Below are 25,465 nucleotides of genomic sequence, written 5' to 3'. Positions count from 1 at the left end.
CTGATGTCCAGGGGCGGGGGGAGGAACAAATGTCGTTTGGTAAGCCAAGGAAAACGGCAAAGGCCGGAGGTCTTTATACCGAGGACGAGCGGAAGCGGCGCGACTCCAGCCTCTGGACTGTGGTGCAGGGAATATTGGCCCCGGTCCAGTTTCTGGTTTTCCTGATCAGTCTTGGATTGATCCTGTCCTTCCTGGCCACCGGCACAGGGCAGGGGGCTGCCGAGATCTCGGTGATTCTGAAGACACTCACGCTCTATGCCATCATGGTCACCGGGTCGGTCTGGGAAAAGCATGTCTTTGGCTGCTATCTGTTTGCGCGCCCGTTCTTCTGGGAAGACGTGTTTTCGATTTTGGTGCTGGTGCTCCACACCGCCTATCTGGTGGCGCTTTTCAGCCGCAGTCTGGCACCGGAGGCGCTAATGGGGCTCGCTCTGGCCGCCTATGCGGCCTATGTGGTCAATGCGGGCCAGTTTGTCTGGAAATTGCGCCTGGCCCGTCTGGATCAGGCGTCCCGGGCCAGCCTGCTTGAAGACGGGGGCTTGCCTGCCGGGACTTCGGAGCTGCCCCCTGCGGAGGTGGCCCGATGAACCAGCCTCTCCCAACCTGCAGCCCCCCGGCAGCTCCGATCAAGGAACGCGGGCAACACGCGGTTTTCTGCGGGCTGACGTCGATTATCTGGTTGCACCGCAAGGTGCAGGACGCCTTTTTCCTGATTGTCGGCTCCAGGACCTGCGCCCATCTGATGCAGTCCGCGGCCGGGGTGATGATCTTTTCCGAGCCGCGGTTTGCCACCGCGATCATGGACGAGCGGGACCTGGCCGGTCTGGCCGACATGCATGATGAACTTGACGCCGTGGTGGAAAAGCTGCTGGCGCGCCGGCCGGACATCAAGATGCTGGTTCTGGTCGGCTCCTGCCCGTCCGAGGTGATCAAGTTTGACCTGGCCAAGGCCGCAGAGCGCCTGAACCGCCACCATGCGCCCCGGCACCGGGTGGTCTGTTATTCCGGCAGCGGGATCGAAACAACCTTCACACAAGGGGAAGACAATTTTCTGGCGGCACTTGTTGCCGAGGCGCCCAAGCTGACGGATGTGGGCAAAGAGCCCGCTCTCATTGTTGCCGGATGCCTGCCGGATATCGTTGAAGATCAGTTTCAGCGGCTGTTTGCCGATCTCGGCCTGCGGAATGTGCAGTTCCTGCCCGGGCGGACCAGCACTGCCTTGCCGCCTATAGGCCCCTCAGCGCGGTTTGTGCTCGCCCAGCCCTATCTCGGGGCGACCGCGCAGGCGCTGGAAGCCCGCGGAGCCTGCAGGATCAACGCCCTCTATCCGCTTGGGGAAGAAGGAACCACGTCCTGGCTGAGGGCGATTGCGGAATCGTTCGGGGTTGCTGATGAGCGGTTTGATGCGGTGACGGCGGCCCCACGCAAGCGGGCGCGGGCGGCCCTTGCGCATTATCAGCCTCTGCTGCAGGGAAAACGCCTTTTTTTCTTCCCCGACAGTCAGCTTGAGCCGTCCCTGGCCCGGTTCCTGTCGCGGGAAGTCGATGCCGACATCATCGAGGTTGGCAGCCCCTATCTGCACCGTCAGCACGTTGCGGGCGAGCTGGCGCTGCTGCCGCCCGGCACAGCCCTCTGCGAAGGCCAGGATGTGGACCGGCAGATCGACCGGTGCCGCGCGGCGGACCCGGACCTGATCGTATGCGGCATGGGTCTGGCCAATCCGTTTGAAGCGGAAGGCCGGCTGACGAAATGGTCGATCGAGTTCGCCTTCACGCCGATCCAGGGATACGAGCAGGCCGGTGATCTGGCCGAATTGTTTGCGCGCCCTTTGGCGCGCAGGCAGGCGCTCGGCGATGCACCTGCAGCGAAGGAGGGCGCGCCATGCAGTTGAGCATGTGGACCTATGAAGGCCCGCCCCATGTCGGCGCGATGCGTATTGCCGCCTCCATGGAGGGGCTCCACTATGTGCTGCACGCGCCCCAGGGGGACACGTATGCTGATCTTCTTTTCACCATGATCGAGCGGCGCCAGTCCCGGCCGCCTGTGACTTATACAACCTTTCAGGCCCGTGATCTCGGGGCTTCGACGGCTGATGTCTTCAAGGTGGCCTGCCGGGAGGCTGCCGCACGCTTCAAGCCCGAGGCCCTGATGGTGGGGGCGTCCTGCACGGCCGAATTGCTGCAGGATGACCCGGGCGGACTTGCCAGCACCCTCGATCTTGAGATCCCGGTGGTGCCGCTCGACCTGCCATCCTATCAGAAGAAGGAAACCTGGGGCGCGTCGGAAACCTTTTACCGCCTGGTGCGGACCTTTGCCGCCAACCGGACACGGCCGCAGACCCTCGCGCCCAACAGCTGCAACATTCTTGGACCAACATCCCTGGGGTTCCGCAACCGGGACGATATCCGCGAGATCACAACATTGCTTGAAGGCGCCGGTCTTGAGGTCCGTTGTGTTGCTCCTCTTGGGGCCCGGCCTGCAGATCTGGCACGGCTGCCGGAAGCGGCCTTCAATATTGTTCTTTATCCGGAAATTGCCGAACCGGCGGCCCGCTGGCTTCACAAAACCTATGGCATGCCGATCTTGTCGACCGTTCCGATCGGCGTGGAGGCGACGCGCCGTTTCCTCAGCGAAGCCCGTGCCCTGGCCGGTCTAGAGGACGGGCCTTCAGAGGCGGTGCCCTTCAGGGCGGCGCAGGCCGACCGGGCAAGCTGGTACGCAAAATCGATCGACAGCACTTATCTGACCGGCAAACGTGTCTTCATCTTCGGCGATGCCACCCATGCCCTGGCGGCTGCCCGCATCGCCAGCCGCGAACTTGGCTTTAAGGTTTGCGGCCTTGGCACCTATATGCGCGAGTTTGCGCGCGATGTGCGCGCTGCGGCCCGGGAGTACGGGGTCGAGCCTCTGATCACCGAGGATCACCTAGAGGTGGAATCGGCCCTTGTGGAGGCCCGGCCCGAGCTGGTTCTTGGCACCCAGATGGAGCGCCATATCGCCAAGCGGCTGCGGGTTCCGTGTGCGGTCATCTCGGCTCCGGTCCATGTGCAGGACTTTCCGGCCCGCTATTCGCCGCAAATGGGCTTTGAAGGCGCTAACGTGATTTTCGACAGCTGGGTGCATCCGCTGATGATGGGGCTGGAAGAACACCTTCTGTCGATGTTCCGTGATGACTTTGAGTTCAATGATGACGCAGCCGCCTCCCATCTGCATGCGCACAGTCCGGTGGCAGACCACAGCCAGTTCGTGGGGGCGGCGGAGCCTGCTCCAAATCCCGCCCCTGATGCATCAGGCAGGGCGGCGCAAGCGATGGCGCTCTGGACCGACGAGGCGGAGCGCGAGCTGAAGAAAGTGCCTTTCTTTGTGCGCGGGAAAGCCCGGCGCAACACGGAAAGCTTTGCTGCCGGCAAGGGCATTCATCCCATTACCGTGGAGACGTTGTACGATGCGAAAGCCCATTTCGCCCGATAGCGGCCACGCCATCCAGGTGGTCTTCATTACGCTGGACAATCATGTTGCCGCAGCTGTCGATGATGCGCGTGCCCTTTTGAAAAACGATCTTCCTGGCCTGACCCTCACCGTGCATGCGGCGACCGACTGGGCGGAGGACCCGGCAGCCCTGGCTGCGTGCCGGCAGGCGATCAGCACGGGCGACATCATCATTGTTTCGATGATCTTCGTGGAAGAGCACGTCAAGGCCATCGCCGATGCGCTCGAAGCGCGCCATCTGGACTGCGACGCCATGGTCTGCTGCATGTCGGCCGGCACCATCATGAAATACACGGCCATGGGCCGGTTCCGCATGAGCGGCGAGCAGAAAGGTCCGCTGGCGCTTTTGAAACGGCTGCGCGGCAGCAGTTCCCGCCAGGGCAAGGACAGCGGGCGCACGGCCGGAGAACGGCAGCTCGCCATGCTGCGGCGCTTGCCGAAGCTCTTGAAATACATTCCCGGAACCGCCCAGGATGTGCGCAACTATTTTTTGACGTTGCAGTACCGGATCGCGGCCTCGGACGAAAATATTGCGAACATGGTCCGGCTGTTGGTCAGCAAATATGCCACCGGCAACCGCAAGCCTCTCAGATCTGCCATCTCCGCAAAGGCGCCGGAGGACTATCCGGAGGTGGGCCTTTATCATCCGCGTTCGCGCCCGCGGGTGATCACGCAGCCGCAGAAACTGGTCAGGGTCCGGGGCGCGCAGGGCACGGTCGGTTTGCTGTTGCTACGCACCTACATCCTGTCCGGTGACACGGGCCATTATGACAGCGTCATTGCCGCCCTTGAGGCGCGGGGCTTCAACGTGGTTCCCGTATTCTGCTCCGGACTCGACATGCGCGCGGCCATTGAGCGCTTCATGAGTGGCCAGAACGGGGGCGCGCAGATTGACGTGCTCTGCTCGCTGACGGGCTTCTCCCTGGTGGGCGGCCCTGCCTATAGCGATGCGGCGGCTGCGGCGGAAACGCTGCAAAAGCTGAACGTGCCTTATCTGTCGGCCTGTGTGACCGAATTCCAGACACGGGATGGCTGGCAGGCCTCCACGCAAGGGCTGACCCCCATAGAGACCACACTGATGGTGGCCATCCCCGAACTGGATGGCGCCATCGGCTCGATGGTTATTGGCGGGCGCAGCACGTCTGGGCCGCAGGCGAAGAGCTGCATTTGCGCCCGCCAGCTGGGCTCCTGTCCTTCGGGCCGGGCCTGCATGCGCCCGGATGATGAGCGCGTGGGGCTTCTTGCGGACCGGATTGCCTCCATGGCCCGTTTGCGCAGCACACCCCGGGCCGAACGCAAGATCGCCGCGACCCTGTTCAACTATCCGCCCAATGGCGGCAATATCGGCACCGCTGCTTTTCTGGCTGTCTTTGAGAGCCTGCTGGAAACCATGAAGCGGCTGAAGGCGGAAGGCTATGAGGTCGAGGTTCCGCCCGATGCCGAGACCTTGAGGGACATGCTTCTGTGCGGCAATGCGGACCGGTTCGGGACAGAGGCGAACGTGCATGAGACCGTATGCGCCGATGATCATGTGCGTCAGGAGGCGTTCCTTGCCGAGATCGAAGCCCAGTGGGGTCCGGCCCCCGGCCGCATCCTCAGCAATGGCCGCGGCATTCACATTCTCGGCCGCCGCTTTGGCAACCTGCTGATCGCGCTCCAGCCCCCCTTCGGCTATGAGGGCGACCCGATGCGGCTTCTGTTTGAAGGCGGCTTTGCGCCCAACCATGCCTTTGCCGCCTATTACACCTATCTGCGCGAGACGTTCGCAGCCGATGCGGTTCTTCACTTCGGCACCCATGGCGCGCTGGAATTCATGCCCGGCAAGCACACCGGCCTGTCGGGAACCTGCTGGCCCGACCGTCTTCTGGGATCTCTGCCGAATTTCTATTTCTATGCTTCGAATAATCCGTCCGAGGGCTCCATTGCCAAGCGCCGGTCAGCGGCCACTCTCATTTCCTATCTGACGCCGTCAATTACCGAGGCGGGGCTCTACAAGGGACTGCACAGCCTCAAGGCCAGTCTGGACCAGTACCGCTCGACCGCGCCGGAGGTCCGGACCGAGCGGGAACGGCTGCTGGAGGTCATCCGGACCCAGGCGGAGGCCCTGGATCTTGCCAGCGGTGCGGCCGGTCTTTCCACAGAGGGGTTCATCGAGCATCTGGTTTCGGCCATCACGGAAACGGAATATGCGCTGATCCCGCACGGTCTTCATGTGGCGGGCCGTGGCATGGGGCCGAGCGAGCGGGCAGAAACGCTGGCCCATATCGCCTCTGCCATGCCCAATAGCGGGTGTCTTGGTGATGCCGGTGCCCTCTGCCAGTTGATCGTTGCCGGTGACGGGAAGGTGCTGGCGGCGGCTGCTGCGGATCTGACGGCGGAGGGGCAGGAAACCGTCCGGCATCTTCAGGCGATCAACGCCAATCTCAGCTCCAACCAGGAACTGGATGGCCTGGTGCGGGCGCTGGATGCCCAATTTGTTCCCCCGGCGCCCTCCGGCGACCTCTTGAGAACGCCGGATCTGCTGCCGACCGGGCGGAACCTGCATGGTTTCGACCCCTTTGGCATTCCAAGCCGTTTTGCGCTGGAGGACGGCGCCAGACAGGCCGCCCGGATTCTGGACAGGTATTTGCAGGGCGATGGCAAGCTGCCCGAAACGGTTGCCCTGGTGCTTTGGGGGACGGACAATCTGAAAACTGGGGGGGCGCCGCTCGCCCAGGCCCTGGCGCTCATGGGCGCCCGGCCAAGGCTGGATGCCTATAACAGGGTCTGCGGGGCGGAACTGATCCCGCTTGAGGATCTGAACCGGCCACGCATTGATGCGGTCATGACCCTGTCGGGTATCTTCCGCGACCTGCTGCCGATCCAGGCCAGCATGCTGGCTGAGGCCAGTTTTCTGGCCGCCACCGCAGACGAGCCGCCGGAGCAGAATTTCATCCGCAAACATGCGCTTGCCTATTGCAAGGCCAATGGCTGCGATCTGGAAGCTGCGGCCTACCGGGTCTTTTCCAATGCGGATGGGGCCTATGGCGCGAATGTCAACATGCTGATCGGCTCTTCGGCCTGGACCGATGACGAGGAAATTGCCGACACCTATACCAGCCGCAAAAGCTTTGCGATCAACCGCAAGGGCAAGGCCAGCCGCCAATCTGCACTGCTCGACGCCATTCTGGGTGATGTCGACATGGCCTATCAGAACCTGGAATCGGTCGAAATCGGCGTCACCACCATTGAACAGTATTTCGACACGCTGGGTGGGCTGTCCAAGGCGGTGTCGCGGGCCAAAGGTGGGAGCAGCCTGACGGTCTATATTTCGGACCAGACCCAGGGAGAGGCGAAAGTGCGCACCCTTGGCGAGCAGGTGGCGCTGGAAACCCGGACCCGCACCCTCAATCCGAAATGGTTCGAGGGCATGCTGCAGCATGGCTATGAAGGGGTGCGCCATATCGAGGCGAATGTGACCAACACGCTTGGCTGGTCGGCAACCACCGGAGGAGTGGCGCCCTGGGTCTATCAGAAAATCACTGAAACCTATGTGCTTGACGAAACCATGCGCCGCCGCCTGGCGGAGCTCAATCCGGCCTCGGCGGCCCGGGTCGCCGCCCGGCTGATGGAGGCGCAGGAGCGCGACTACTGGCAACCGGATGCCGAAACGCTTGAGGCCTTGCGGCAGGCCGGTGAGGAACTGGAGGACCGGCTGGAAGGCCTGGTGACGGAGGCGGCCGAATGAACATCTATACCCACCCGAAAACAGCCGAGAGCGAGGCCCGGACGGCGGCAAAACTGCGTGAACGTGCGCAGGACGATGGCAGTGTCCAGGTGCATCTGGATCCGGAAATGGACATTGATGGCGCCAAGGTCTTCGCCATTTATGGCAAGGGCGGGATCGGCAAGTCGACAACCTCGTCCAACCTGTCGGTGGCTTTTTCCAAGATTGGCAAGCGTGTCCTCCAGATCGGCTGCGATCCAAAACATGACAGCACCTTCACCTTGACCAAAAGCCTGATCCCGACCGTGATCGACATTCTGGAACAGGTAGACTTTCACACCGAAGAGCTTCGCCCTGAAGACTATATGGTCGAGGGCTTCAACGGGGTGCAGTGCATTGAGGCCGGCGGCCCGCCGGCGGGCACAGGCTGTGGCGGATATGTGGTTGGCCAGACCGTCAAACTGCTGAAGGAACATCACCTTCTGGATGATACCGACGTGGTGATCTTTGACGTGCTCGGGGATGTGGTCTGCGGCGGCTTTGCTTCGCCTCTGCAGCATGCCGAACGCGCGGTCGTGGTCGCGGCCAATGACTTTGATTCCATCTTCGCCATGAACCGCATTGTTGCCGCGATCAAGGCCAAGGCAAAAAACTACGAGGTCCGCCTGGGCGGGGTCATTGCCAACCGGTCTCGCGAAACCGACCAGATTGACCGTTACAACGCTTCCGTCGGTCTGAAACGCCTGGCCCATGTGCCCGACTCCGACCAGCTCCGTCTGAGCCGCCTGAAGAAATCCACCCTGTTTGAGATGGAGGGCACGGCGGAGATCACCGCAATTCAGAACGAATATCTCCAACTGGCCGAGCAGCTTTGGGCAGGCACCGAGGCCTTGAACGCCGAGCCGATGAAAGACCGGGAAATCTTTGAATTTCTCGGCTTTGAGTGACAGGAGCGCGACGGCCATGACACGCGGAACCTATCTGGAACGGACCGGGGAAATTGAACATTATTTCGACCGCACTGCGCTGGAAGCATGGAAAAGGCTGACGGGTGATCAGCCGGTGAGCGGGATCCGGGCAACTGTCCGTCAGGGCCGGGAAGACATGCGGGCGATCCTGTCCGGCTGGCTGCCGGAAGATCTTAAAGGCTGGCGCATTCTGGACGCGGGCTGCGGCTCGGGCGTGCTGTCGCTGGAGCTGATGGCCCGTGGGGCGGATGTGGTCGGCATTGATCTGTCCGCCCAGATGATCACCTTCGCCCGCCAAAGGGCCGCCGAACATGGTCCTGAAAAAGGGGAGGCGGGCGCCGGAACCGTGGAGTTCCGCAGCGGTGACATGCTGGACCCGCATTTGGGACGTTTTGATGCGGTTCTGGCCATGGATGTCCTGATCCATTACGCTCCGGAAGACGCCAGGCGGGTTCTGGAAGCCTTTGCCACCCGCACGCGCCGGGCACTTCTTTTCACGCTGGCGCCAAGTTCCCATCTGTTGCGCGCCATGCTGATGATCGGCAAGGCCTTTCCGCGCGCGGACAGGGCCCCGGCCATCTATCCGGCCAATCCGGAGCGGGTCGTGCATCAACTGGTGCAGCAGCCCCATATGATGGACTGGATCAGCGGCCGCACACACCGGATTTCAGTCGGGTTCTACACCTCCCAGGCCATGGAGGTGATCCGCTCATGACGCCTGGCGCCGCCAACCGGAAAATGATCCAGTTCTGGCAAAAGGCCGGACCGCGCTTCATGCCGTTTGCAGACGCGGCCTCCAGCCAGGTGCCGCTGTCCAGATTGCTGCGCCTGGCCCTGTTTCAGGTGTCCGCAGGCTGTGTTCTGGTGCTTTTGACGGGCACCTTGAACCGGGTCCTGATTGTGGAGCTGGGCGTCTCGGTGGCCCTTGTCTCGGCGGTGGTCGCCATTCCGGTGCTGGCAGCGCCCCTGCGTCTTTTCATCGGCCACAAGTCGGACACCTATAAGTCGGTTCTCGGCTGGCGTCGGGTTCCCTATATCTGGTTCGGCAGCCTGCTGCAGTTTGGCGGGCTGGCCATCATGCCCTTCGTCCTGCTGCTGCTCCATTCCCAAACGGTTGGCCCTGCCTGGGCAGGCCCGGCCGGCGCGGCGTTGGCGTTCCTGTTGACCGGGTTCGGGCTGCACACGGCCCAGACGGCAGGTCTTGCCCTGGCGACCGACATCGTGCCCGTTGACAAGCGCCCCCGCGTGGTGGCGCTGCTCTATGTGATGCTGCTGGCCGGGATGATTGCCGCCTCCGGCTTTTACAGCCTGGTCCTTGTCGATTTCTCCCACAAACAGCTCATCCAGGTGATCCAGGGCACCGCGCTGTTCACCCTTGTGATCAATGTGATTGCGATCTGGAAACAGGAGGCGCGGAATCCGGGCCGCACGGCTCTGGACCGCAAGGTGGCAAGCTTCTTCAGTGCTTTGAGGGAGTACCGGCAACATCCGGGCACCATGCGTCTGCTCCTGGCGGTCGCGGTCGGGTCGGCGGCCTTTTCCATGCAGGACATTTTGCTGGAACCTTATGGCGGAGAGATCCTGGGGCTGAGCGTTGCGCAGACAACGCTGCTGACCGGATTGTGGGCGGCCGGAACGATGACCGGGTTTGCATGGGCGGCCACCAGCCTGAACAGGGGCGCGCATATGTACCGTGTGGCGGCACGTGGCCTGCTGATTGGAATTGCGGCGTTTTCCGCCATTATTCTGGCCTCGCCCCTCGGGCTGCACAGCCTGTTTTTTGCAGGCGCGGCCGGGGTTGGCCTTGGGGGCGGGCTCTTTGCCGTCTGCACCATGCTGGCGGCCATGGGCATTTCGAAACAGGCCGATAGCGGACTTCTGGTCGGCGCCTGGGGCGCTGTTCAGGCCACGGCGGTCGGGGTCAGCCTGCTTTTGGGTGGCGTGATCAAGAATGCTGTGAACGCGCTGGCCCTGACCGGTGCGCTCGGTCCGGCAATGGACACGGTCGGAACCGGATATATCTTTGTTTATCATATTGAAATCGCTCTTCTTTTTCTCTGTTTGGCGGTGCTGGGGCCTTTGACCGGCGCCCGCTACAGCCAGACGGAGGACCGGGAAATGCGGTTTGGGTTGGCCGAATTGCCGGGCTGAGCCCGGTTGGCCGAGAACGGGAAGGAGAAAGTGTCATGACCGGTTCCCTCGGTGGCAGCCTGGATGTCGCACAGGTGGTGCTCTACGCATTCTGGATCTTTTTTGCAGGTCTGATCTGGTACATCCGCCAGGAGGACCGCAGGGAAGGCTATCCTCTGGAAGACGATGTCTCCGGCCGGTACAGCAAGGATCCCTGGCTGTTTGTTCCAGACAAGAAGACATTTGTGCTGCCCCATGGGCAAGGCACCAGGCAGGTCCCGGATCTCAAGCGGGATGAGCGCCCGCTCAACGCCAGGCGGATGTCCAAGTCCCCCGGATATCCGATCGAGCCGGAGGGAAATCCCTTGCTGGCCGGTGTCGGTCCCGGGTCCTGGGCCGAGCGCTCCGACACACCGGATCTGACCGCCCACGGCGAGGCCCGCATTGTTCCCATGCGCCTGGCGGACGGCTTTGCCATTGCGGAAGGGGAAACAAACCCAATTGGGCTCAAGGTGATGGGATGCGACGGCAAACCGGCTGGCACGGTCAAGGACGTTTGGGTCGACCGGGCCGAGCATCTGATCCGCTATTACGAAATCGACGTTGACGCTGGGTCGCACAGCTCTCTGCTACCGAATAATTTTGTTGTCATCAAGCGCCAGAACGACCGGGTCCGGCCATATCTCTATGTGCATGCGATCACGTCCGGCCAGTTCGCGGATGTGCCGTCGCGGGCCAAGGACGGGGTTGTAACGCTGCTGGAAGAGGACAAGATCGCCGCCTATTTCGGCGCCGGGCTTCTTTATGCGCTGCGCGACCGCAGGGAGGCGTTCCTGTGAAACAGTTTGTCACCCGCGAGCATGAGATCGAGCCTGTGCCGGGCCTGCCAGGGCATCTTCCCGATGGGGAGCAGATGGTGTGGCAGGGCCGTCCGTCCGCCCGGCTTGTGGCACGCCATGTACTGAAGAACCGCTGGATTGCCGGCTATTTCGGGCTGCTGGCGCTGTGGGCGGTTGCAGGCGGTCTCTATGACGGCCGGCCGGTGGCCGGCATCGTCTTTTCCGTTGCGGTGCTGACAGCGCTGGCGGCCATCGTGATCGGGATGCTGGAACTGTTCGCCTGGGGCGTTGAAAAGACGACGCTGTACACAATCACCTCAAAACGGATCGTGCTGCGCTTTGGTGTGGCCTTTGCGATCACGCTTAATCTGCCGTTCAGGCAGATCAGCGCGCTGGCGCTGGGGGATCAGGGCGGCGGCGCAGGAAATCTGGCCGTCCGGCTGTTGCCGGGGCACCGGCTGTCCTGGCTGGTTCAGTGGCCGCATGTGCGCGGATGGCGGTTTTCCAATGTGGAGCCGAGTCTGATCTGCCTGCCGGAGGCCAGACCGGTCGCCGATCTGCTGGCCCTGGCCATTAGCCAGTACACATCTGCCATGTCGGGCCATGCCCGGCTCAAAGAGGTCTCGCCAGAAGATGAACCAGCGGCGCCAAGCGCCGTCGCAGCTGCGGAATAGGAGCGGGGGAATGGGGACGGTATCCCATCTTGGATATTTCGGGTCGCGCGAGGGCAAACGCACCAACACGTTCCCGAAAGGCATTTTGATCGGAGCTGTCCTGCTCCTTGTGTTTGCCGCAGGCGCCGTTGTGTTCGGGCAGACAACCGGGATCGGGGTCATCAAGCACCGGGCCGGGGTGCCCGTCGCGATCCGGGACATCATCATCACCCGGTCCGGTGCAGACGAGGTGATTGTGGCCGACGCCCGCTCCGGGGTCCGCATAGCGGTTTTTGAAAAGGACACGGGCGGGTTCGTGCGCGGATCGCTGCGTGCGTTTGAGCGCATGCGCTTGGTCGCCAGGGTGCCGGAGGCCGCCCCGTACCGGATTATCAGATGGGAAGCGGGCACTGTCAGCCTGTCGGACACGGCGACGGGTGAGCGCGTCTATCTGGAAGCCTTCGGCAAGGACAATGCCGCAGCTTTCGAACGACTGCTTGGTCAACAGGGAGGAGCAAGCCAATGAACCCGATTTTCGCACCCCTGCGGCGGACGGAAACCGTCAGCTGCACCGTGGAGATCAACAACACCTTTGATCAGCTCGGCGCGCATGTACGCTTTGACAACGGCATTGTCGTGCAGCCGGGAGACGAGGTGTTTGTGCATGGAGCACCGATCTCGATCCCCTATGGCCAGAGCCAAAGCTTCCGGCGGCAGGCCACGATCCAGCGCGCAGGCGCGCTTGAACGTGCCTGGACCCGGGCCACGGGCGACTTTGAATTTATGGAACTGTGTGAGTTCAGCTTCACAGAAAGGGCACTGTCATGAACAAGACCGTCACACCGGCCAGCCTGGCCGCCAACGAACCGACCCTTGAAAAACGTACCGCGGCCCAGAACGACACGACGCGCAGCGCCCTGGTGTCCACCATGCTGACACCGCGCTTCTATACCACCGATTTTGACGAGATGGACAAGATCGATGTCGAACCGGTGCGTGCGGAATGGGACGCCCTGATCGCGCAAATGCGCAGCGATCCGAACAGGGGGCATTTCAAACGTAATCAAGACTGGGATGAAATCGATATCGGCGCGCTGCCGGAAGATTTGCGCGAGGAATTCATCGATTTTCTCGTCTCCTCCCTGACCTCGGAATTCTCAGGCTGTGTGCTTTACAAGGAGATGAAACGGCGAGGCAAGAACAAGGAAATCTGTGAGCTGTTCGGCTATATGAGCCGGGATGAATCGCGCCATGCGGGCTTCATCAACGATGCGCTGAAAGATTTCGGCATCGGCGTGAATATGGGCTTTCTCGCAAAGGCCAAGAAATACACCTATTTCAAGCCGAAATTCATCTATTACGCGACCTATCTTTCAGAGAAGATCGGCTATGCGCGCTACATCACCATCTTCCGGCATCTGGAAAAGCACCCCGATCAGCGGTTCCATCCGATTTTCAAGTGGTTCAAGCAGTGGTGCAATGACGAGTTCTCCCATGGAGAGGCGTTTTCGCTGATTATCCGTTCGGACCGGCGCCTGCTGGAGGGGCATAACAAGCTCTGGATCAAGTTTTTCCTGCTGGCAGTCTTTGCAACCATGTATGTGCGCGATCACATGCGCCCGGCCTTTCACAAGGCTCTGGGCGTTGAGATCGACGACTACGACATGAAGGTGTTCCGGTTGACGTCGGAAATCTCCCGTCAGTGTTTCCCGCTGGTGCTGGATCTGGACAATCCCGCGCTGGTGGAAGGCTTCCGGCGCATGGAGCGGATCAACCGGAACCTGCAGGCCGCTGGCGAAAGGGGCGGAGTGGCAGGCCGGCTGGGCAAGGCCTGGTGGGGGCTGGCGGCGGGAGTGAATTTTCTGCGCATGTATGCGATCCCGGCGAAAAAGAACACCTTGCCGGACACCTCCCGCCTGCAGCCCGTGTGGTGAGGAGCGTTCGATGACCCTTGCGAGCCCGCTCACGGCAATCCTGACCGCTATCGGCGTGTGGTGGCTGTCGACCGGGCTCGTGCTGGCTCTGGTGCACTGGTCCACACGGCGCCGTCTGGAGCCCTGGCAGCTTCTGCCCGTGGTCACGGTGATCGGGGTCGCTGGGTTTCTGCTTTTGTATTACGGCAGCCGCCACCTGACGCCGCTCGGTTCCTATGCGGGATTTTTCGGGGCGCTTCTGGTGTGGTCCTGGCACGAGACCACATTCCTCACCGGCATGGTCACGGGCCGCCGGAAGGAGGACTGCCCTCCCGGGCTCACCGGGTTTGCGCGCTTCAAGGCGGCCTGGAAAGCCGTGTGCGATCACGAGATCGCCCTGGCCGTGACCGGGCTTTTTCTGTGGCTGACGCTATCCGGCGGTGACAATCTGTTCGGTTTTGCCACATTCGGGCTTTTGTGGGGGATGCGGATCTCCTCCAAGGTGCTGATCTTTCTGGGGGCACGCCATGCGGTCAGCGGGTTGATGCCGCCAGCAGTCCTGCATCTGAAGACCTATTTCAACACCGGGCGCACAACCCCGCTGTTTCCCGTCCTGCTGGCCATTGCCGTCGGCCTGTTCGGGGGACTGGCCATAGCGGCGGCACGGGCGGACCAGGACTATAGCGTGGTCGGCCATATTCTGCTGGCCACCTTCATGGCCCTTGCGATCCTGGAACATCTCATTCTGGTGCTTCCGCTCTCGGACATGGCGCTGTGGCGCTGGGCCCTGCCCAGGACACGGCCAGCCGAAGCGGTGTCCACGTCAGCCCATCGGGGACTGCCCCCAGTCGGCAGGGCAGCCAAGCGCCAGCCGGATGCACCTTAGCTGCAGATATTGAGGGAAGAGGAGAGACTGATGAACGTTTTTGAGCATATGGAGACTGCTCTCTCCGAATTGCACAGCGCAGGAAACTACCGTGTCTTTGCCGAACTGGAACGGCACTGCTCGGCCTTTCCGAAGGCGCGGTTCTACGGGGACGATGCCAGCACCCGGGAGGTCACCGTCTGGTGCTCAAATGATTATCTGGGTATGGGGCAGAACCCGGTTGTGACGGGGCGCATGACGGAGATCATCGCAAAATGCGGTGCTGGTGCCGGTGGCACGCGCAATATTTCCGGCACGAACCACTATCACGTTCTTCTGGAACGTGAACTTGCCGACCTTCATGCCAAGGAGGCTGCCCTGATCTTCACCTCCGGATATGTGTCCAATTGGGCCTCGCTCGGCACGCTGCTGGCGAAGATCCCCGGGATCATTGTCTATTCCGACGCGCTCAACCACGCCTCGATGATTGAAGGCATCCGCCATGCGCGCTGCCAGAAACGGGTGTTCCGGCACAATGATCCGGACCATCTGCGGGAGCTGATGGCAGCCGATGATCCGCGGGCCCCGAAACTTGTAGCGTTCGAAAGCGTCTACTCCATGGACGGGGACATCGCCCCGATCCGGGAGATCTGCGATGTGGCGGACCGGTTCGGCGCGATCACCTATCTGGATGAGGTGCATGCGGTTGGCATATATGGTCCCCGGGGCGGTGGTGTCGCCGAGCGGGAAGGGCTCATGGACCGTCTGACCGTGATCGAGGGGACGCTTGGCAAGGCCTTCGGCGTTCTGGGGGGCTATATCACCGGCCCGGCCGTCCTGATCGATTTTGTCCGCTCCTTTGCCTCCGGTTTCATCTTCACCACGGCCCTGCCACCCGCGCTGGCCGCCGGGGCGGCTGCATCGATCCGCTATCTGAAGACCAGTTCGGCGGAACGGCATGCGCATCAGGAGAGGGTTGCCCAGGTGCGGGACGCCCTGGATGCACGCGGGATCCCTCATATGGACAATCCCAGCCACATCGTGCCGGTGATCGTGGGCAATGCGGCGAAATGCAAATGGATTTCCGATGTTCTTTTGAGCGATTTCGGCATATATGTGCAGCCGATCAACTATCCGACGGTGCCGGTGGGCACGGAACGGCTGCGCATCACGCCGACACCGCTGCACAGCGATGCGGACATAAGGGGCCTCTCAGAGGCGCTGTGCGCACTCTGGTCGCAATGCGCCCTGGCCCGCGCAGTTGCGTGACATGTGAAAACGGACGCTGCAATTCATGAACAGGCATATCATTATCCCGGCGGTGGCCGGTGACGGCTCTCTGTTTCCGGTCGAGAAAATGGCCGCGCATGTTCAAGGGGTCCTGCATCTGGCCGTCTCCGTTTTCGTCTTTGACGGGGACTGCCTGTTGATCCAGCAGCGGGCCAGATCGAAATACCATTGCGGCGGGCAGTGGGCCAACACCTGCTGCAGCCATCCCCATTGGGATGAAACTGTCGAAGCCTGTGCTGAAAGACGCCTTCAGGAAGAGCTCGGTTTCACCCTGCCGCTGACCCGGCACCGGACAGTGGACTACCAGGCCGATGTCGGCGGCGGGCTCCGCGAACATGAGCGTGTGACGCTGTTTTCCGCCCAGGTGGACCGGGCTGCGCTGTCCATCCGGCCAAACCCGGACGAGGTGGACGCCGTGCGTTGGATCCGCCCGGATGAGCTGCACCGCGAAGCCGCCGAAACACCGGACGCCTTTACCCCTTGGTTCCGCATCTATCTTGACCGTTTTCCACAATTGCGGGCCGACATCCGCTGACCGGCGGGAGAGCGCCCCCTAACGGCCTCTGCCTGATCCGAAAAAGCTGTCCGCCTCTTCACGCAGACGATTTCAAAAAATGCCAAAAAACGGGAGCCCGAAAGGCTCCCGCTCAGTTTACGGTCCTGCCGGCCGTTGTCAGTCCTTTGCATCCGCAAGCTTGGTCTGGGGAGGGAGTGCGGATGAGGACGCTGGCAGGTCCGTTTCGAGAACCTGGGTTTCTCCGGGCACGTAGGTGGAGAAATCAGGCACACCGGCCAGCCCCTTCTTGTCGAGGGCATCGACGTAGTCCTGAAGCATGGAGACGCCATAGAGCGGCTTCTGCACGCCATTGTGGCAGGTGGAACAACCGATCTTGAAGACATCGCCTTCCGGCCCCAGGCGGTTGTCCGGGAAGACCGGGGTCAGCCCGACCATATAGTTGGTGTTGAGCGCGCGCGTCATCTTGATACCATGCCAGGCGGTGACCCGTTGCGGCGGGCTCTGATCCCAGTCGTTGAAGGCGCGCGAATTGTGGCAGGTCACGCAATTGACCCCAAGACCTTCCGACATGTGCATCATGAAGGCCCATGTGCTTTCGGTCTCCTTGGTTCCGGCTGGATTCGGGTTTGCCGGATCGGGCAGGGCCGTCAGCGAATGCACCCGGATCGGCTTGTCATCCAGCAGATAATCCATGAGGGCATTTTGCGGCATAGAGGTGTTGCCGACGAACTTGCCAACACCCCCATCGCGGCTCATGGCGCTGGCGGGTTTGGGTTCCTGGTCGTCATACCAGTAATTGACCGGAATATGCTGGCCCCGGTGACAGGTGTAGCAAGTCACCCCGACACCACCGACATGGTCCGCCCAGTCCACATTGATCGTCTGGTTCATCTGGATCATGCGCCGGGCGACGACTTTCGTATAGACCTCGTCGGAGGCGAAGTTCTCGGCATTGTGGCAATATTCGCAGCCTTCCTCCGGGGAGATCCATTCGGTGATGGCCGCCATGAACTGGTTGAACTGGTCGTCGGACAGATCCCCGAGCACCTGGACATTCTCGTAAAGCTCACTGGCCCGGTCCCCTTCAGGGTCGGCTTCCCAAGGCGCTTCGGGCACCTCGTTCGCGGCCCGGAGCGCCCGTTCCTTTTCAATGTCCTTTTCCAGATACATGCCGGTGCCGCGGTAGCCGATCTGGATCGATTCCACCGGTGGTGCATCCCAGTCGGCGCCGACAAAGCTCGCGATGGCAAGGAGGGTGCCAGCGGAGGCTGCAAATGGTATCCAAAGCTGCATTTTCCTTCTCCTTACTGAACGGCCGGGTCAACGACATCCGGATAAATGTCCGGCAAGGGAGCAACGATGCCGTGCTCTATGCCCCACAGGTACCAGTTGTCGACAACGGTGCCCGTCAACAGGATGCCGATGCCGCCGGTCAGGGGGGTCAGAATGGCGAACCACCAGGCCCATCTGTGGACAGATTCCATGGTGGCGTTGAAGCCCATGGTCCAGCGCCAGAACAGGGCCGCCCGTTCCGAGGCCGTGCCGCGGTCCGTGATCTGTTCCAGCTCCCGCTCGCCGCCATATTTGCCGACAGCCAGAATGGTGGCGCCGTGCATGGCAAACAGCAGCACCGAGCCATAGAGGAAGACAATGGAAAGGCAGTGGAACGGATTGTAGTAAAGGTTGCCGTAGCGGATCGAGAATGCTGCCGTCCAGTCCAGATGGGGGAAGATGCCGAAGGGCACGGCTTCCGAGAAATTGCCCATCAGGACCGGCCGGATGAACCCGAGCACCAGGAACAGCCAGATTGCGGAGGCAAAGGCCCAGGCCACATGGGTGCCCATTTCCAGCTGCCGGGCCCGGCGGTAAACGCGCACCCACCACAGCAGGATGGACAGGGTCAGGAAAAAGCCGGCAATCAGCCACCAGCCGCCCTCATTCAGGGGGGGCAGCACGGTCAGGCCATATTTGGCCGGGGGCGGTTCCAGCCCGAGCCAGAACAGCTGGCGCACGAACTGGATGGGGTCCCAGCCGACGGAGGCCCACATGTTGAGGCCGATGATCTCGAAGGCGATCAGGCCGAAGACCAGTGATAGCGTGCCGAGAAACCCCAGATAGATCGGGCCGATCTGCGCGTTGCCGATCCTGCCCAGCAGCCGGGACATGACTGGCGTGCCGGTGCGCTTGCTGTCATCCTTGGGCAGCGGCATGCCCTCCTCGGCAGGGCCGCTGATTTGAACGACAGTCAGAATGTTCTGGTATTGGGTCATTGCTTTTCCCCTCAGTTCCAGATCGGCAGGTTGAGCCACCAGTTCCACCATTGCGGCCAGCCCTGGTTCCAGAATGGCCCGCTGATGACGATGCAGACCGCGCTCCAGAAGCCTGCATTCAGGGCCAGGATCAGACCCAGTCTGTGAATGCCGAGCGTGCCGATGGAGTAGCCGATGATGTCCCTGAAAAACGTGTCTTCATATTCGGGGGTCTTCACCTCGGCCTGCTGGCCGTTGCCGTCCATGGAGGCACCGGGATTGGCCGCCGACAGGATGAGGCCGCCGTGCAGGGACAGGGCCAGCGTCGTGGTGAAGAAAAACGTCACGGCGATCATGTGGGCCGGATTGTAGTGGAAGTGCAGATACTGGTAGCCGACATTTGACACCCAATCGAGATGGCTGAAAATCCCGTAGGGAAAGCCGTGGCCCCAGGCGCCCAGAAGCAGCGGGCGGATTACCACCAGGGTGACATAGGCGAAGATTGCGAAGGAGAAGGCGACCGGCACGTGATAGCCCATGCCGAGCTTGCGGCAGATCTCCACCTCGCGCAGCGCCCAGGAACCGAAGGCTCCGATCGCGCAGATGGTGATGATTTGCCACAACCCGCCTTCCTTCATAGGCGCCAGGGCCAGGCCATAGGACAGGTCCGGCGGGGCAATGGAAATCTGCCAGATGTTCCAGGTGGGGCCGATTGCTGCGCCATACAGCACCAGCCCTGTGCCCAAAATGATGAAAAAGGCCCCGGTTATGCCAAAGAAGCCGACATAGAACGGACCGAACCAGAAATCGAAAAGATCTCCGCCAAGCAGTGTGCCGCCCCGTACACGGTATTTTCTCTCGAAGCTGAGCAAAGCCATGAAGTCCTCCCTAGCCGCCGCGGAGCGGTGCGTCTGCTGCTGCTGAGTTTATGAAGCAAGGCCTGGTGGCGGAGAGCGCCGGACTGTGCGCAAGCGGACGCCGGAACAAGGCCTCCGCCACCGGTGATGTTGAACCGTCCGGGCCGCTCAGGCCATGGCGGTGGTCTGGCCCGGGTGATGCAGTTCGATCTGCAGTCCCGGTCCCCAAAGCGCGGCGTTGTCCAGCCAGTTGTACCTTTCCGAACTCAGCAGGATGAAGTGAATCAGCACTGCCAGGGTGAAAAGGAACACCGCGAGGCCGACGAGCGCCCGGCGTGGATCGAAGAGAAGCCAAACTCTCCACATGTCTTCACATCCTTGTTCTGCGTCGGCCCTAGAGCCACGGTTTGTAGAGCCACATCGAGATGTGGGCGAGGAAGGGGAAGAGCGACATCAGAATCGCGCTTTTGACGAAGTATCGATGAAACTCCTGTGCCTCCCCATGTGAAAGCCCGGTGAAGGACTCTTTGTCTGAAGCCATTGCAATGACCTCCAACGCTTGCCTTTCGGCGGTTACCGCGCACAACCCTCGCGGCGGGGGTCCAGAAAAGCCGGGGGACCGGCCTGCCTGGTCTTTGCCGGCGTAAAGCTCCGGCAAAACACGGGATCACACGTGAAATGCGTATCCCAAGGCGGCGTAGGCAGACGCCTTGGCTTCGGAAAACACCGAACCTTCCGCCCGCGCATCGCGCGCGCTGAACACCGTGCTCAGCCGGGTCAGGGCAATGGCTGTCAGGCAAAGCGGGTAAACGAGGAAAAACAGGCGCTTCATCATGAGGCGGTCGGCTTCCCGTTCCTGGTGGCGGCTGCGGGCCGCCGCATCCTGGGCTGTCATCAAAACCATGCGTTCCTCTCCTTGCTCACGTGAACCGGAATATGACATCTTGAAGATCATGCGGGCGCTCCCGCCGTCTTTGAGGCGCGTGCGACATGGGCGAAGCTGACTTCACTGACATTGTCAGCCCAGGCCTCAAGCTCGGCCGCCTCCCGCAGACGTTTTGCGGCGGAAATGCGGGCCAGTACGGGTTCTCTGTTGATTCTGGCGTCGAGCGCGGCGAGCGCGTCCGGATGCCATTCCATCTCGGTGTGCCGGCGGGCGGCGGTCGCCTCGATCGCGTCCAGTTCCCCGGCGCGGGGCAGAATTTCAAACAGCACATCGAACAGCGCGTTGCAGATTTCCTGGATCAGCCAGCAGGCGCCGGAATACCCCATTACCGGCGTGCCTGTGTGGCGGCGGACCACGGCCCCCGGATAGGACAGCTGGATGAACTTGCCCCGACCTCCGGCTTCGGCCATGTACATGCGCTCGTTGAAAGACCCGAACAGGACCATCGGCGCCTTGCTCGCGGTCAGCTCCGCAATTTCGCGATTGTCGGTCTTGGCCCCGGCCTTGCGGGCAATGGCAAAAGCGCAAGGCAGCCCCATCTCCTCTTCAAGGAAGTACTGCACGCCACGCACATAGGTTTCATTGGCGGCAATCGCGAAATTGGCCGTGGCAAAGAAATCCTGGGTCACCGAACGCCACAGATCCCAGAGCGGTTTCAGCGTCGTGTGCTTCTCCTGCGCAATGAACGGCTGCGGGTCGAGGCCGAGCATTGCACCAAGGGTTTCCAGAAAGGCAGTGGTGGAGTGGATGCCGATGGGCGCCTGCAGATACGGCCGGTCCAGCGTTTCGCACAGGAGGCGGCCAAATTCGCGGTAGAGGCAGATATTGGCATCGGCATCGGCAAGCTTGCGCAGATCCGCAACATGGCTGCCAAGCGGAAAGACCATGTTGATTTCCGCGCCGATCCCTTCGACCAGCCGGCGGATTTCATGCAGGTCCGAGGGCATGTTGTAGGTGCCATAGACGGGGCCGATGATATTGACCCGGGGCTTGCAGCCATCCTTGCGTTTGCGCGGTTTTGGGACCCGCTTGGGTCCGAATTCGCTCCAGAGCCATTTCAGGGCCCTGTCGGTGCTCTGCCACTGATCCTCGTCAATGGTGCGCGGCAGGAAACGTTTGATGTTGGAGCCTTCAGGCGTGACGCCGCCGCCGATCATTTCCGCGATGGAGCCGGTCACCACCACGGCGGGAAGGTCCGGATCCAGCACCTGGCGGGCCCGTTTGATGGCACTTTCCGTACCGTGCTGGCCAAGCTCGTCTTCCGATAGGCCGCTGACCACGATGGGCAGTTCGTGCGGGGGCAGGGCATCCGTATAATGCAGGACCGAGGTCACCGGCAGGTTTTCGCAACCCACCGGCCCGTCAATGATGACCTGAAGCCCCTTGATGGCAGTGAAGGCGTAAACGCTGCCCCAATAACCGCCCGCCCTGTCGTGATCGAGGATCAGCATCCGACCGACTCCCCGTTGTCGACCGCATTTTGCGATCTTTTGAGGCGTGCTGCGTAGGCCTGCCGGTAGCCGGACTTGTCTTCGGGAACCCCTTGCCAGATCCCGGCGGTGTCGCCCTGGCCAACCCCTCGGAAAAAGTCCTGCATCTTCAGGAACCGGTCCTTGTTGGCAATGGCTGCTGAGAGAACGCCAGGCAAAGAGGCCGTTCCGGCCGGTCCCATCAGGGGCCGGGCCGAGATGAGGTTGGTGAAGTAAAGGGCGGGGGTCGCCGTTTCCTTGGCTTTCTGGACGATGGGGGTCGTGCCGATGGCCAGATCAGGCTCAAACGCCTCGAATGCCGCCAGATCCTCTTCAAGCGACGCGCGGAACCGGACATCGACCCCATGGGCCTCCAGCCAGTCCGCATCGGCTGCGCTGTAAGGTGTTCTGGGGCAGGCGGTGCCGACATAACGCAGATCCGCGCCCAGCTCGACCAGAAGCCGACCGACCAGAAGTTCCGAGCCTTCATAGCCCGACAGCGTGATGCGGCCGTTGATCCGGTTGCCGGTAAGGGCGGCGGATATGGCGCCGCGCATGGAATTGCGGCTGATATTGGTTTTCCCGGCCGCAATTCCGCAGGCCTCGCCAATGGCTGAAAGCCAGGCATCCGTCCCGTCCAGCCCAATGGGGGCGGAGCCGACAATGTCGCGGCCTGCGGCTTTGAACTCCCGGAAACTGGCGGTGTAAAACGGATGCAGGGCAGCCACAACGGCGCAGTCGAGGGCCGAATAGAGCTCGCGCCATTCCCGGACCGGAACGGTGGGGCCGGCGGCCAGGCCCATGGGCTCCAGCATGCTGCCGATGACCACCGGATCAGCCGGAAAGACCTCTCCGGCGAGGGTGACGGTCAGCTTGTCCTTCAACCCGTCGCGCGGTGGCAGAACCGGTCCTTCCAGAGCTTCCTGGCGCGCATAGGCGAGCATGGCGCTGGACAGGACGTCCTTGGCTTCTGCGTGAGTGGGGACCCCGAACCCCGGCACGTCAATGCCAACAATGCGCACGCCGTTGATCTGGCGCGGCAGCATTTGCAGCGGCACACCGGAGGCCGTGGGGACGCACAGATTGGTCACCACGACAGCGTCGAAGCTCTCCGGGTCCGCCATCTTGTGGACTGCGTCCACAATGTCTTCGAAGAGCTTGCCGGTCACCAGGGTTTCGGAGTTGAACGGCACATAGCCGACCGACCGTTTGGCTCCGTAGAAGTGGGAGGTGAAGGTGAGGCCATAGACGCAGCAGGCCGATCCGGACAGGATCGTCCCGACCCGGCGCATGCGCAGGCCAACTCTCAGTGAGCCAAAGGCCGGGCACATGGACTGGGGCTGGTCGTGGGGCCCTTTGGGATAATCCGCCTCCAGCCGGTCCATCAGCGCGCCGTTGCCGGAGGTGCGCGCGGCTGCTTTTGAAAAATCGGCCGTGTTGTGACACCCGGCGCTCTCGGCCTTGGGGGCAGCGGTCTGACCGGTGGGCGGCAGAACGGCGGCGCCGACGGGATCTGTCCCGCCGGTCTTGTCCGGCTCGCGTTCCTTATGATGCGTTTTCATCGTCCTGTCCGGTCGTTAAATGGTGTCGTAAACCACCTCAAGTGAGGGTTTGTCGGTGGCGCCAGCGGCGCACATGTCTTCCCGGGTGGCCGGCTGAAGCTGGATTCCGGCTCCGGTTTCACTGGAGGAAAAGAGGTTCAGCAGGCCGTCTTGGTCGAGCGGGGCGGGCAAGACCGGCGGCGCATCGGCCAGATTGACGGACAGGGACTGAAAGAGCGGTCCCCAGTCTCCGCCGGGCTGGCCGATGATCTGGTAATTTGCGCTTTTGCGGCGGATATCCTCATGCTGTGGGATCGAGGCAAGCACCGGAATGCCGACCGCCTTGGCAAAGGCCTGGGCTTCACCGGTGCCGTCATCCTTGTTGATCACCAGACCAGCGACGCCGACATTGCCGCCCAACTTGCGGAAATATTGAACGGCGGAGCAGACATTGTTGGCGACATAGAGCGACTGGAGGTCATTGGAGCCGACAACGACCACTTTCTGGCACATGTCCCTGGCAATCGGCAGGCCGAAGCCGCCACAGACGACGTCGCCGAGAAAGTCCAGCAGCACGTAGTCGAAATCCCAATCGTGAAAGCCAAGCTTTTCCAGGGTTTCGAAGCCGTGAATGATACCGCGGCCGCCGCAGCCGCGGCCGACTTCCGGTCCGCCTAGCTCCATGGCAAACACGCCATCCCGCTTGAAGCAGACGTCTGAAATCTCCACTTCCGCCCCGGCTTCCTTGCGGGCGGAAGCGGTCTGGATAATGGTGGGGCAGGCCCGGCCGCCAAACAGCAGCGATGTCGTGTCGCTCTTCGGATCACAGCCGATCAGCAGAACCTTCTTGCCGAGCTGAGCCAGCATGTAGGACAGGTTGGCCAGCGTGAAGCTTTTGCCGATGCCGCCCTTGCCATAGATCGCGATGATCTGTGTTTCCTTGGTCACCGGGCCTTTGGCCGGTGCGTCCGGCTCCATGGCTGCTTCCTCACGGAGGAAGTCCTGCATCCGGTAGCTGTGTCCGGTGGGGTGTTCGCGGATCATGCGGCATTCCTCCAGTCGATGACCATTTTCAGGCAGCCGGGATCGCCGAAAGCGGTCTGATAGGCTTGCGCGGCGGCCGCCGGACCAGTGCGATGGGTGACGAGCCCCTTGAGCGACAGCCGGCCGCGGGCAACCAGTTCCAGCACGGCGTGGATGTCGTCCGGTTTGAATTCGGCGGACAGGGCGACGGAGATCTCGCGCATGAAAGCGGGCGGGAATGCAAAGCTGATGCGCTCGCCATAAAATCCGGCCAGTACCAGCTGCCCGTTGCGGGCCAGTTTTGCGGCCGCTTTGTCGAGGACGGACGGATCTCCGCTGGCGTCGATGATAGCGGTGCAGGCGGTTTGGGTCTCATCCTCTGACGGGTCGAGAACCGGATATCCGTCCGCGCCGCTGCGCCGTTTGGCCTGCGTTTCCAGAACACTTGGCGGCTTTTGGCCGAGGGCGATGGCAATGCGGGCGGCCAGGCGCCCCAGGACCCCGTGGCCGATGATCCGTTGCACCGGTTGCGCGCAGCGTTTCACGGCCCTATGGGCCGTTGCGGCCAGGGCCAGCAGAACGGCGTCCTCTGCCTGAACCGGGCCAAGGGGGATCGTGCGCTCGCCCGGCAGGACCAGCCGGCCGGCGGTGGCGCCGAACAGGCCGGCGGCGTCCGTGTAGCAGCTGGCGCCCGGAACAAACACCTTTTGTCCGATCGTGCGGCCGGAGTCTGGCCCGGCCTCCACCACTTCGGCAACGGATTCATAACCGGGCACGAGCGGATAACCCAAGCCCGGAAACTGCGGCATGGACCCTTGAAACAGCATTTTCTCGGTGCCGGTGGAGATCCCGCTCAGGAGGGTTTTGACCACGACGTCACGCGCGTCCGGGGCGGTCAGCGTCAGGCGCTTCACACTCAATCTTCCCGGTTGTTCGAATACGACTGCCGTGGTGTCCATCTGTGTGCCTCCCGCACATTGGATCCAGGTGGTAGGTATGTCATTTTAGAT

Annotated in this window: 25 protein-coding genes; 15 read left to right on the top strand and 10 right to left on the bottom strand. The window is 62.1% G+C overall.

Going from position 1 to position 25,465, the window contains the following annotated elements:
* Positions 1 to 29 precede the first annotated feature (29 nt).
* From bchF to idi, 15 genes are read left to right on the top strand one after another with little or no spacing between them, the layout of a single operon-like run.
* The gene (gene bchF / locus ACXAH0_RS01010) at positions 30 to 587 is read left to right on the top strand and encodes a 2-vinyl bacteriochlorophyllide hydratase (RefSeq protein WP_475172533.1); all 558 of its coding nucleotides are present in this window, start codon (positions 30 to 32) and stop codon (positions 585 to 587) included.
* Positions 584 to 1,891: a ferredoxin:protochlorophyllide reductase (ATP-dependent) subunit N gene (locus tag ACXAH0_RS01005; RefSeq protein ID WP_475188417.1), complete on the top strand. Its 1,308-nt coding sequence runs from the start codon at positions 584 to 586 to the stop codon at positions 1,889 to 1,891. The genes bchF and ACXAH0_RS01005 overlap by 4 nt, the downstream gene beginning before the upstream one ends.
* Positions 1,882 to 3,471, top strand: coding sequence for a ferredoxin:protochlorophyllide reductase (ATP-dependent) subunit B (gene bchB / locus ACXAH0_RS01000; RefSeq protein ID WP_475172537.1), 1,590 nt, complete (start codon positions 1,882 to 1,884; stop codon positions 3,469 to 3,471). The genes ACXAH0_RS01005 and bchB overlap by 10 nt, the downstream gene beginning before the upstream one ends.
* Complete coding sequence (locus ACXAH0_RS00995; protein ID WP_475188415.1) at positions 3,446 to 7,216, top strand: magnesium chelatase subunit H; 3,771 nt, start codon at positions 3,446 to 3,448, stop codon at positions 7,214 to 7,216. The genes bchB and ACXAH0_RS00995 overlap by 26 nt, the downstream gene beginning before the upstream one ends.
* Positions 7,213 to 8,142: a ferredoxin:protochlorophyllide reductase (ATP-dependent) iron-sulfur ATP-binding protein gene (gene bchL / locus ACXAH0_RS00990; protein ID WP_475188413.1), complete on the top strand. Its 930-nt coding sequence runs from the start codon at positions 7,213 to 7,215 to the stop codon at positions 8,140 to 8,142. Before ACXAH0_RS00995 ends, bchL begins: the two co-directional genes overlap by 4 nt.
* Positions 8,143 to 8,158: 16 nt before the next feature.
* Complete coding sequence (gene bchM / locus ACXAH0_RS00985; RefSeq protein ID WP_475172544.1) at positions 8,159 to 8,878, top strand: magnesium protoporphyrin IX methyltransferase; 720 nt, start codon at positions 8,159 to 8,161, stop codon at positions 8,876 to 8,878.
* The gene (locus ACXAH0_RS00980; RefSeq protein ID WP_475172546.1) at positions 8,875 to 10,314 is read left to right on the top strand and encodes a BCD family MFS transporter; all 1,440 of its coding nucleotides are present in this window, start codon (positions 8,875 to 8,877) and stop codon (positions 10,312 to 10,314) included. The genes bchM and ACXAH0_RS00980 overlap by 4 nt, the downstream gene beginning before the upstream one ends.
* 35 nt (positions 10,315 to 10,349) lie before the next feature.
* Entirely contained in the window at positions 10,350 to 11,132 is a 783-nt protein-coding gene (gene puhA, locus ACXAH0_RS00975) for a photosynthetic reaction center subunit H (protein WP_475172549.1), read from the top strand.
* Positions 11,129 to 11,806: a photosynthetic complex putative assembly protein PuhB gene (gene puhB, locus ACXAH0_RS00970; RefSeq protein WP_475172551.1), complete on the top strand. Its 678-nt coding sequence runs from the start codon at positions 11,129 to 11,131 to the stop codon at positions 11,804 to 11,806. Before puhA ends, puhB begins: the two co-directional genes overlap by 4 nt.
* Before the next feature lie 10 nt (positions 11,807 to 11,816).
* The gene (gene puhC / locus ACXAH0_RS00965) at positions 11,817 to 12,311 is read left to right on the top strand and encodes a photosynthetic complex assembly protein PuhC (RefSeq protein WP_475188411.1); all 495 of its coding nucleotides are present in this window, start codon (positions 11,817 to 11,819) and stop codon (positions 12,309 to 12,311) included.
* Positions 12,308 to 12,613 (top strand): hypothetical protein, encoded by a 306-nt coding sequence (locus ACXAH0_RS00960; protein ID WP_475172555.1) that lies wholly within the window; start codon positions 12,308 to 12,310, stop codon positions 12,611 to 12,613. Before puhC ends, ACXAH0_RS00960 begins: the two co-directional genes overlap by 4 nt.
* Positions 12,610 to 13,719, top strand: coding sequence for a magnesium-protoporphyrin IX monomethyl ester (oxidative) cyclase (gene acsF, locus ACXAH0_RS00955; RefSeq protein ID WP_475172556.1), 1,110 nt, complete (start codon positions 12,610 to 12,612; stop codon positions 13,717 to 13,719). The genes ACXAH0_RS00960 and acsF overlap by 4 nt, the downstream gene beginning before the upstream one ends.
* 10 nt (positions 13,720 to 13,729) lie before the next feature.
* Positions 13,730 to 14,584, top strand: a complete 855-nt coding sequence (gene puhE, locus ACXAH0_RS00950; protein WP_475188408.1) for a putative photosynthetic complex assembly protein PuhE — start codon at positions 13,730 to 13,732, stop codon at positions 14,582 to 14,584.
* Between the two features lie 30 nt (positions 14,585 to 14,614).
* On the top strand, positions 14,615 to 15,832 hold the full coding sequence (hemA, locus tag ACXAH0_RS00945) for a 5-aminolevulinate synthase (protein ID WP_475188406.1): 1,218 nt from the start codon (positions 14,615 to 14,617) through the stop codon (positions 15,830 to 15,832).
* A gap of 25 nt (positions 15,833 to 15,857) precedes the next feature.
* The gene (gene idi / locus ACXAH0_RS00940) at positions 15,858 to 16,388 is read left to right on the top strand and encodes an isopentenyl-diphosphate delta-isomerase (RefSeq protein WP_475188403.1); all 531 of its coding nucleotides are present in this window, start codon (positions 15,858 to 15,860) and stop codon (positions 16,386 to 16,388) included.
* Positions 16,389 to 16,526: 138 nt separating this feature from the next.
* Here the strand turns inward: idi and pufC are convergent, their stop codons facing one another.
* The 10 genes from pufC to bchC form a co-directional block, all read right to left on the bottom strand.
* Positions 16,527 to 17,663, bottom strand: a complete 1,137-nt coding sequence (pufC, locus tag ACXAH0_RS00935; protein ID WP_475188402.1) for a photosynthetic reaction center cytochrome PufC — start codon at positions 17,661 to 17,663, stop codon at positions 16,527 to 16,529.
* A gap of 11 nt (positions 17,664 to 17,674) precedes the next feature.
* Positions 17,675 to 18,640: a photosynthetic reaction center subunit M gene (pufM, locus tag ACXAH0_RS00930; protein WP_475188401.1), complete on the bottom strand. Its 966-nt coding sequence runs from the start codon at positions 18,638 to 18,640 to the stop codon at positions 17,675 to 17,677.
* A gap of 11 nt (positions 18,641 to 18,651) precedes the next feature.
* Entirely contained in the window at positions 18,652 to 19,497 is an 846-nt protein-coding gene (pufL, locus tag ACXAH0_RS00925; protein ID WP_475172573.1) for a photosynthetic reaction center subunit L, read from the bottom strand.
* A gap of 147 nt (positions 19,498 to 19,644) precedes the next feature.
* Positions 19,645 to 19,842 (bottom strand): light-harvesting antenna LH1, alpha subunit, encoded by a 198-nt coding sequence (pufA, locus tag ACXAH0_RS00920; protein ID WP_475188399.1) that lies wholly within the window; start codon positions 19,840 to 19,842, stop codon positions 19,645 to 19,647.
* A gap of 28 nt (positions 19,843 to 19,870) precedes the next feature.
* Positions 19,871 to 20,017 carry a light-harvesting protein gene (locus tag ACXAH0_RS00915; protein ID WP_475172578.1) on the bottom strand — a complete coding sequence of 49 codons (147 nt, stop codon included), beginning with the start codon at positions 20,015 to 20,017 and terminating at the stop codon, positions 19,871 to 19,873.
* 126 nt (positions 20,018 to 20,143) lie between these two features.
* Complete coding sequence (locus ACXAH0_RS00910; RefSeq protein WP_475172581.1) at positions 20,144 to 20,380, bottom strand: hypothetical protein; 237 nt, start codon at positions 20,378 to 20,380, stop codon at positions 20,144 to 20,146.
* Positions 20,381 to 20,427: 47 nt separating this feature from the next.
* On the bottom strand, positions 20,428 to 21,873 hold the full coding sequence (gene bchZ / locus ACXAH0_RS00905; RefSeq protein WP_475188396.1) for a chlorophyllide a reductase subunit Z: 1,446 nt from the start codon (positions 21,871 to 21,873) through the stop codon (positions 20,428 to 20,430).
* Complete coding sequence (bchY, locus tag ACXAH0_RS00900) at positions 21,867 to 23,453, bottom strand: chlorophyllide a reductase subunit Y (protein ID WP_475188394.1); 1,587 nt, start codon at positions 23,451 to 23,453, stop codon at positions 21,867 to 21,869. The genes bchZ and bchY overlap by 7 nt, the downstream gene beginning before the upstream one ends.
* A 15-nt stretch (positions 23,454 to 23,468) precedes the next feature.
* Positions 23,469 to 24,476, bottom strand: coding sequence for a chlorophyllide a reductase iron protein subunit X (locus ACXAH0_RS00895; protein WP_475188392.1), 1,008 nt, complete (start codon positions 24,474 to 24,476; stop codon positions 23,469 to 23,471).
* Entirely contained in the window at positions 24,473 to 25,414 is a 942-nt protein-coding gene (gene bchC, locus ACXAH0_RS00890) for a chlorophyll synthesis pathway protein BchC (RefSeq protein ID WP_475188391.1), read from the bottom strand. Before bchC ends, ACXAH0_RS00895 begins: the two co-directional genes overlap by 4 nt.
* Positions 25,415 to 25,465 lie beyond the last annotated feature (51 nt).

The sequence above is a fragment of the Roseibium sp. AWQ4_290 genome, from assembly GCF_056160985.1.
This window is presented reverse-complemented; position numbering and strand designations above follow the sequence as displayed.

Bases quoted from the DNA above. Each gene is read 5' to 3' on its own strand.
- bchL (WP_475188413.1), top strand. From the start codon at position 7,213: ATGAACATCTATACCCACCCGAAAACAGCCGAGAGCGAGGCCCGGACG.
- bchF (WP_475172533.1), top strand. From the start codon at position 30: ATGTCGTTTGGTAAGCCAAGGAAAACGGCAAAGGCCGGAGGTCTTTAT.
- bchM (WP_475172544.1), top strand. From the start codon at position 8,159: ATGACACGCGGAACCTATCTGGAACGGACCGGGGAAATTGAACATTAT.
- ACXAH0_RS00960 (WP_475172555.1), top strand. From the start codon at position 12,308: ATGAACCCGATTTTCGCACCCCTGCGGCGGACGGAAACCGTCAGCTGC.
- pufC (WP_475188402.1), bottom strand. From the start codon at position 17,663: ATGCAGCTTTGGATACCATTTGCAGCCTCCGCTGGCACCCTCCTTGCC.
- ACXAH0_RS00915 (WP_475172578.1), bottom strand. From the start codon at position 20,017: ATGGCTTCAGACAAAGAGTCCTTCACCGGGCTTTCACATGGGGAGGCA.
- pufM (WP_475188401.1), bottom strand. From the start codon at position 18,640: ATGACCCAATACCAGAACATTCTGACTGTCGTTCAAATCAGCGGCCCT.
- acsF (WP_475172556.1), top strand. From the start codon at position 12,610: ATGAACAAGACCGTCACACCGGCCAGCCTGGCCGCCAACGAACCGACC.
- bchY (WP_475188394.1), bottom strand. From the start codon at position 23,453: ATGAAAACGCATCATAAGGAACGCGAGCCGGACAAGACCGGCGGGACA.
- bchC (WP_475188391.1), bottom strand. From the start codon at position 25,414: ATGGACACCACGGCAGTCGTATTCGAACAACCGGGAAGATTGAGTGTG.
- ACXAH0_RS01005 (WP_475188417.1), top strand. From the start codon at position 584: ATGAACCAGCCTCTCCCAACCTGCAGCCCCCCGGCAGCTCCGATCAAG.
- bchB (WP_475172537.1), top strand. From the start codon at position 1,882: ATGCAGTTGAGCATGTGGACCTATGAAGGCCCGCCCCATGTCGGCGCG.
- puhC (WP_475188411.1), top strand. From the start codon at position 11,817: ATGGGGACGGTATCCCATCTTGGATATTTCGGGTCGCGCGAGGGCAAA.
- ACXAH0_RS00980 (WP_475172546.1), top strand. From the start codon at position 8,875: ATGACGCCTGGCGCCGCCAACCGGAAAATGATCCAGTTCTGGCAAAAG.
- ACXAH0_RS00995 (WP_475188415.1), top strand. From the start codon at position 3,446: ATGCGAAAGCCCATTTCGCCCGATAGCGGCCACGCCATCCAGGTGGTC.
- ACXAH0_RS00910 (WP_475172581.1), bottom strand. From the start codon at position 20,380: ATGGTTTTGATGACAGCCCAGGATGCGGCGGCCCGCAGCCGCCACCAG.
- idi (WP_475188403.1), top strand. From the start codon at position 15,858: ATGAACAGGCATATCATTATCCCGGCGGTGGCCGGTGACGGCTCTCTG.
- puhA (WP_475172549.1), top strand. From the start codon at position 10,350: ATGACCGGTTCCCTCGGTGGCAGCCTGGATGTCGCACAGGTGGTGCTC.
- pufL (WP_475172573.1), bottom strand. From the start codon at position 19,497: ATGGCTTTGCTCAGCTTCGAGAGAAAATACCGTGTACGGGGCGGCACA.
- bchZ (WP_475188396.1), bottom strand. From the start codon at position 21,873: ATGCTGATCCTCGATCACGACAGGGCGGGCGGTTATTGGGGCAGCGTT.
- puhE (WP_475188408.1), top strand. From the start codon at position 13,730: ATGACCCTTGCGAGCCCGCTCACGGCAATCCTGACCGCTATCGGCGTG.
- hemA (WP_475188406.1), top strand. From the start codon at position 14,615: ATGAACGTTTTTGAGCATATGGAGACTGCTCTCTCCGAATTGCACAGC.
- ACXAH0_RS00895 (WP_475188392.1), bottom strand. From the start codon at position 24,476: ATGATCCGCGAACACCCCACCGGACACAGCTACCGGATGCAGGACTTC.
- pufA (WP_475188399.1), bottom strand. From the start codon at position 19,842: ATGTGGAGAGTTTGGCTTCTCTTCGATCCACGCCGGGCGCTCGTCGGC.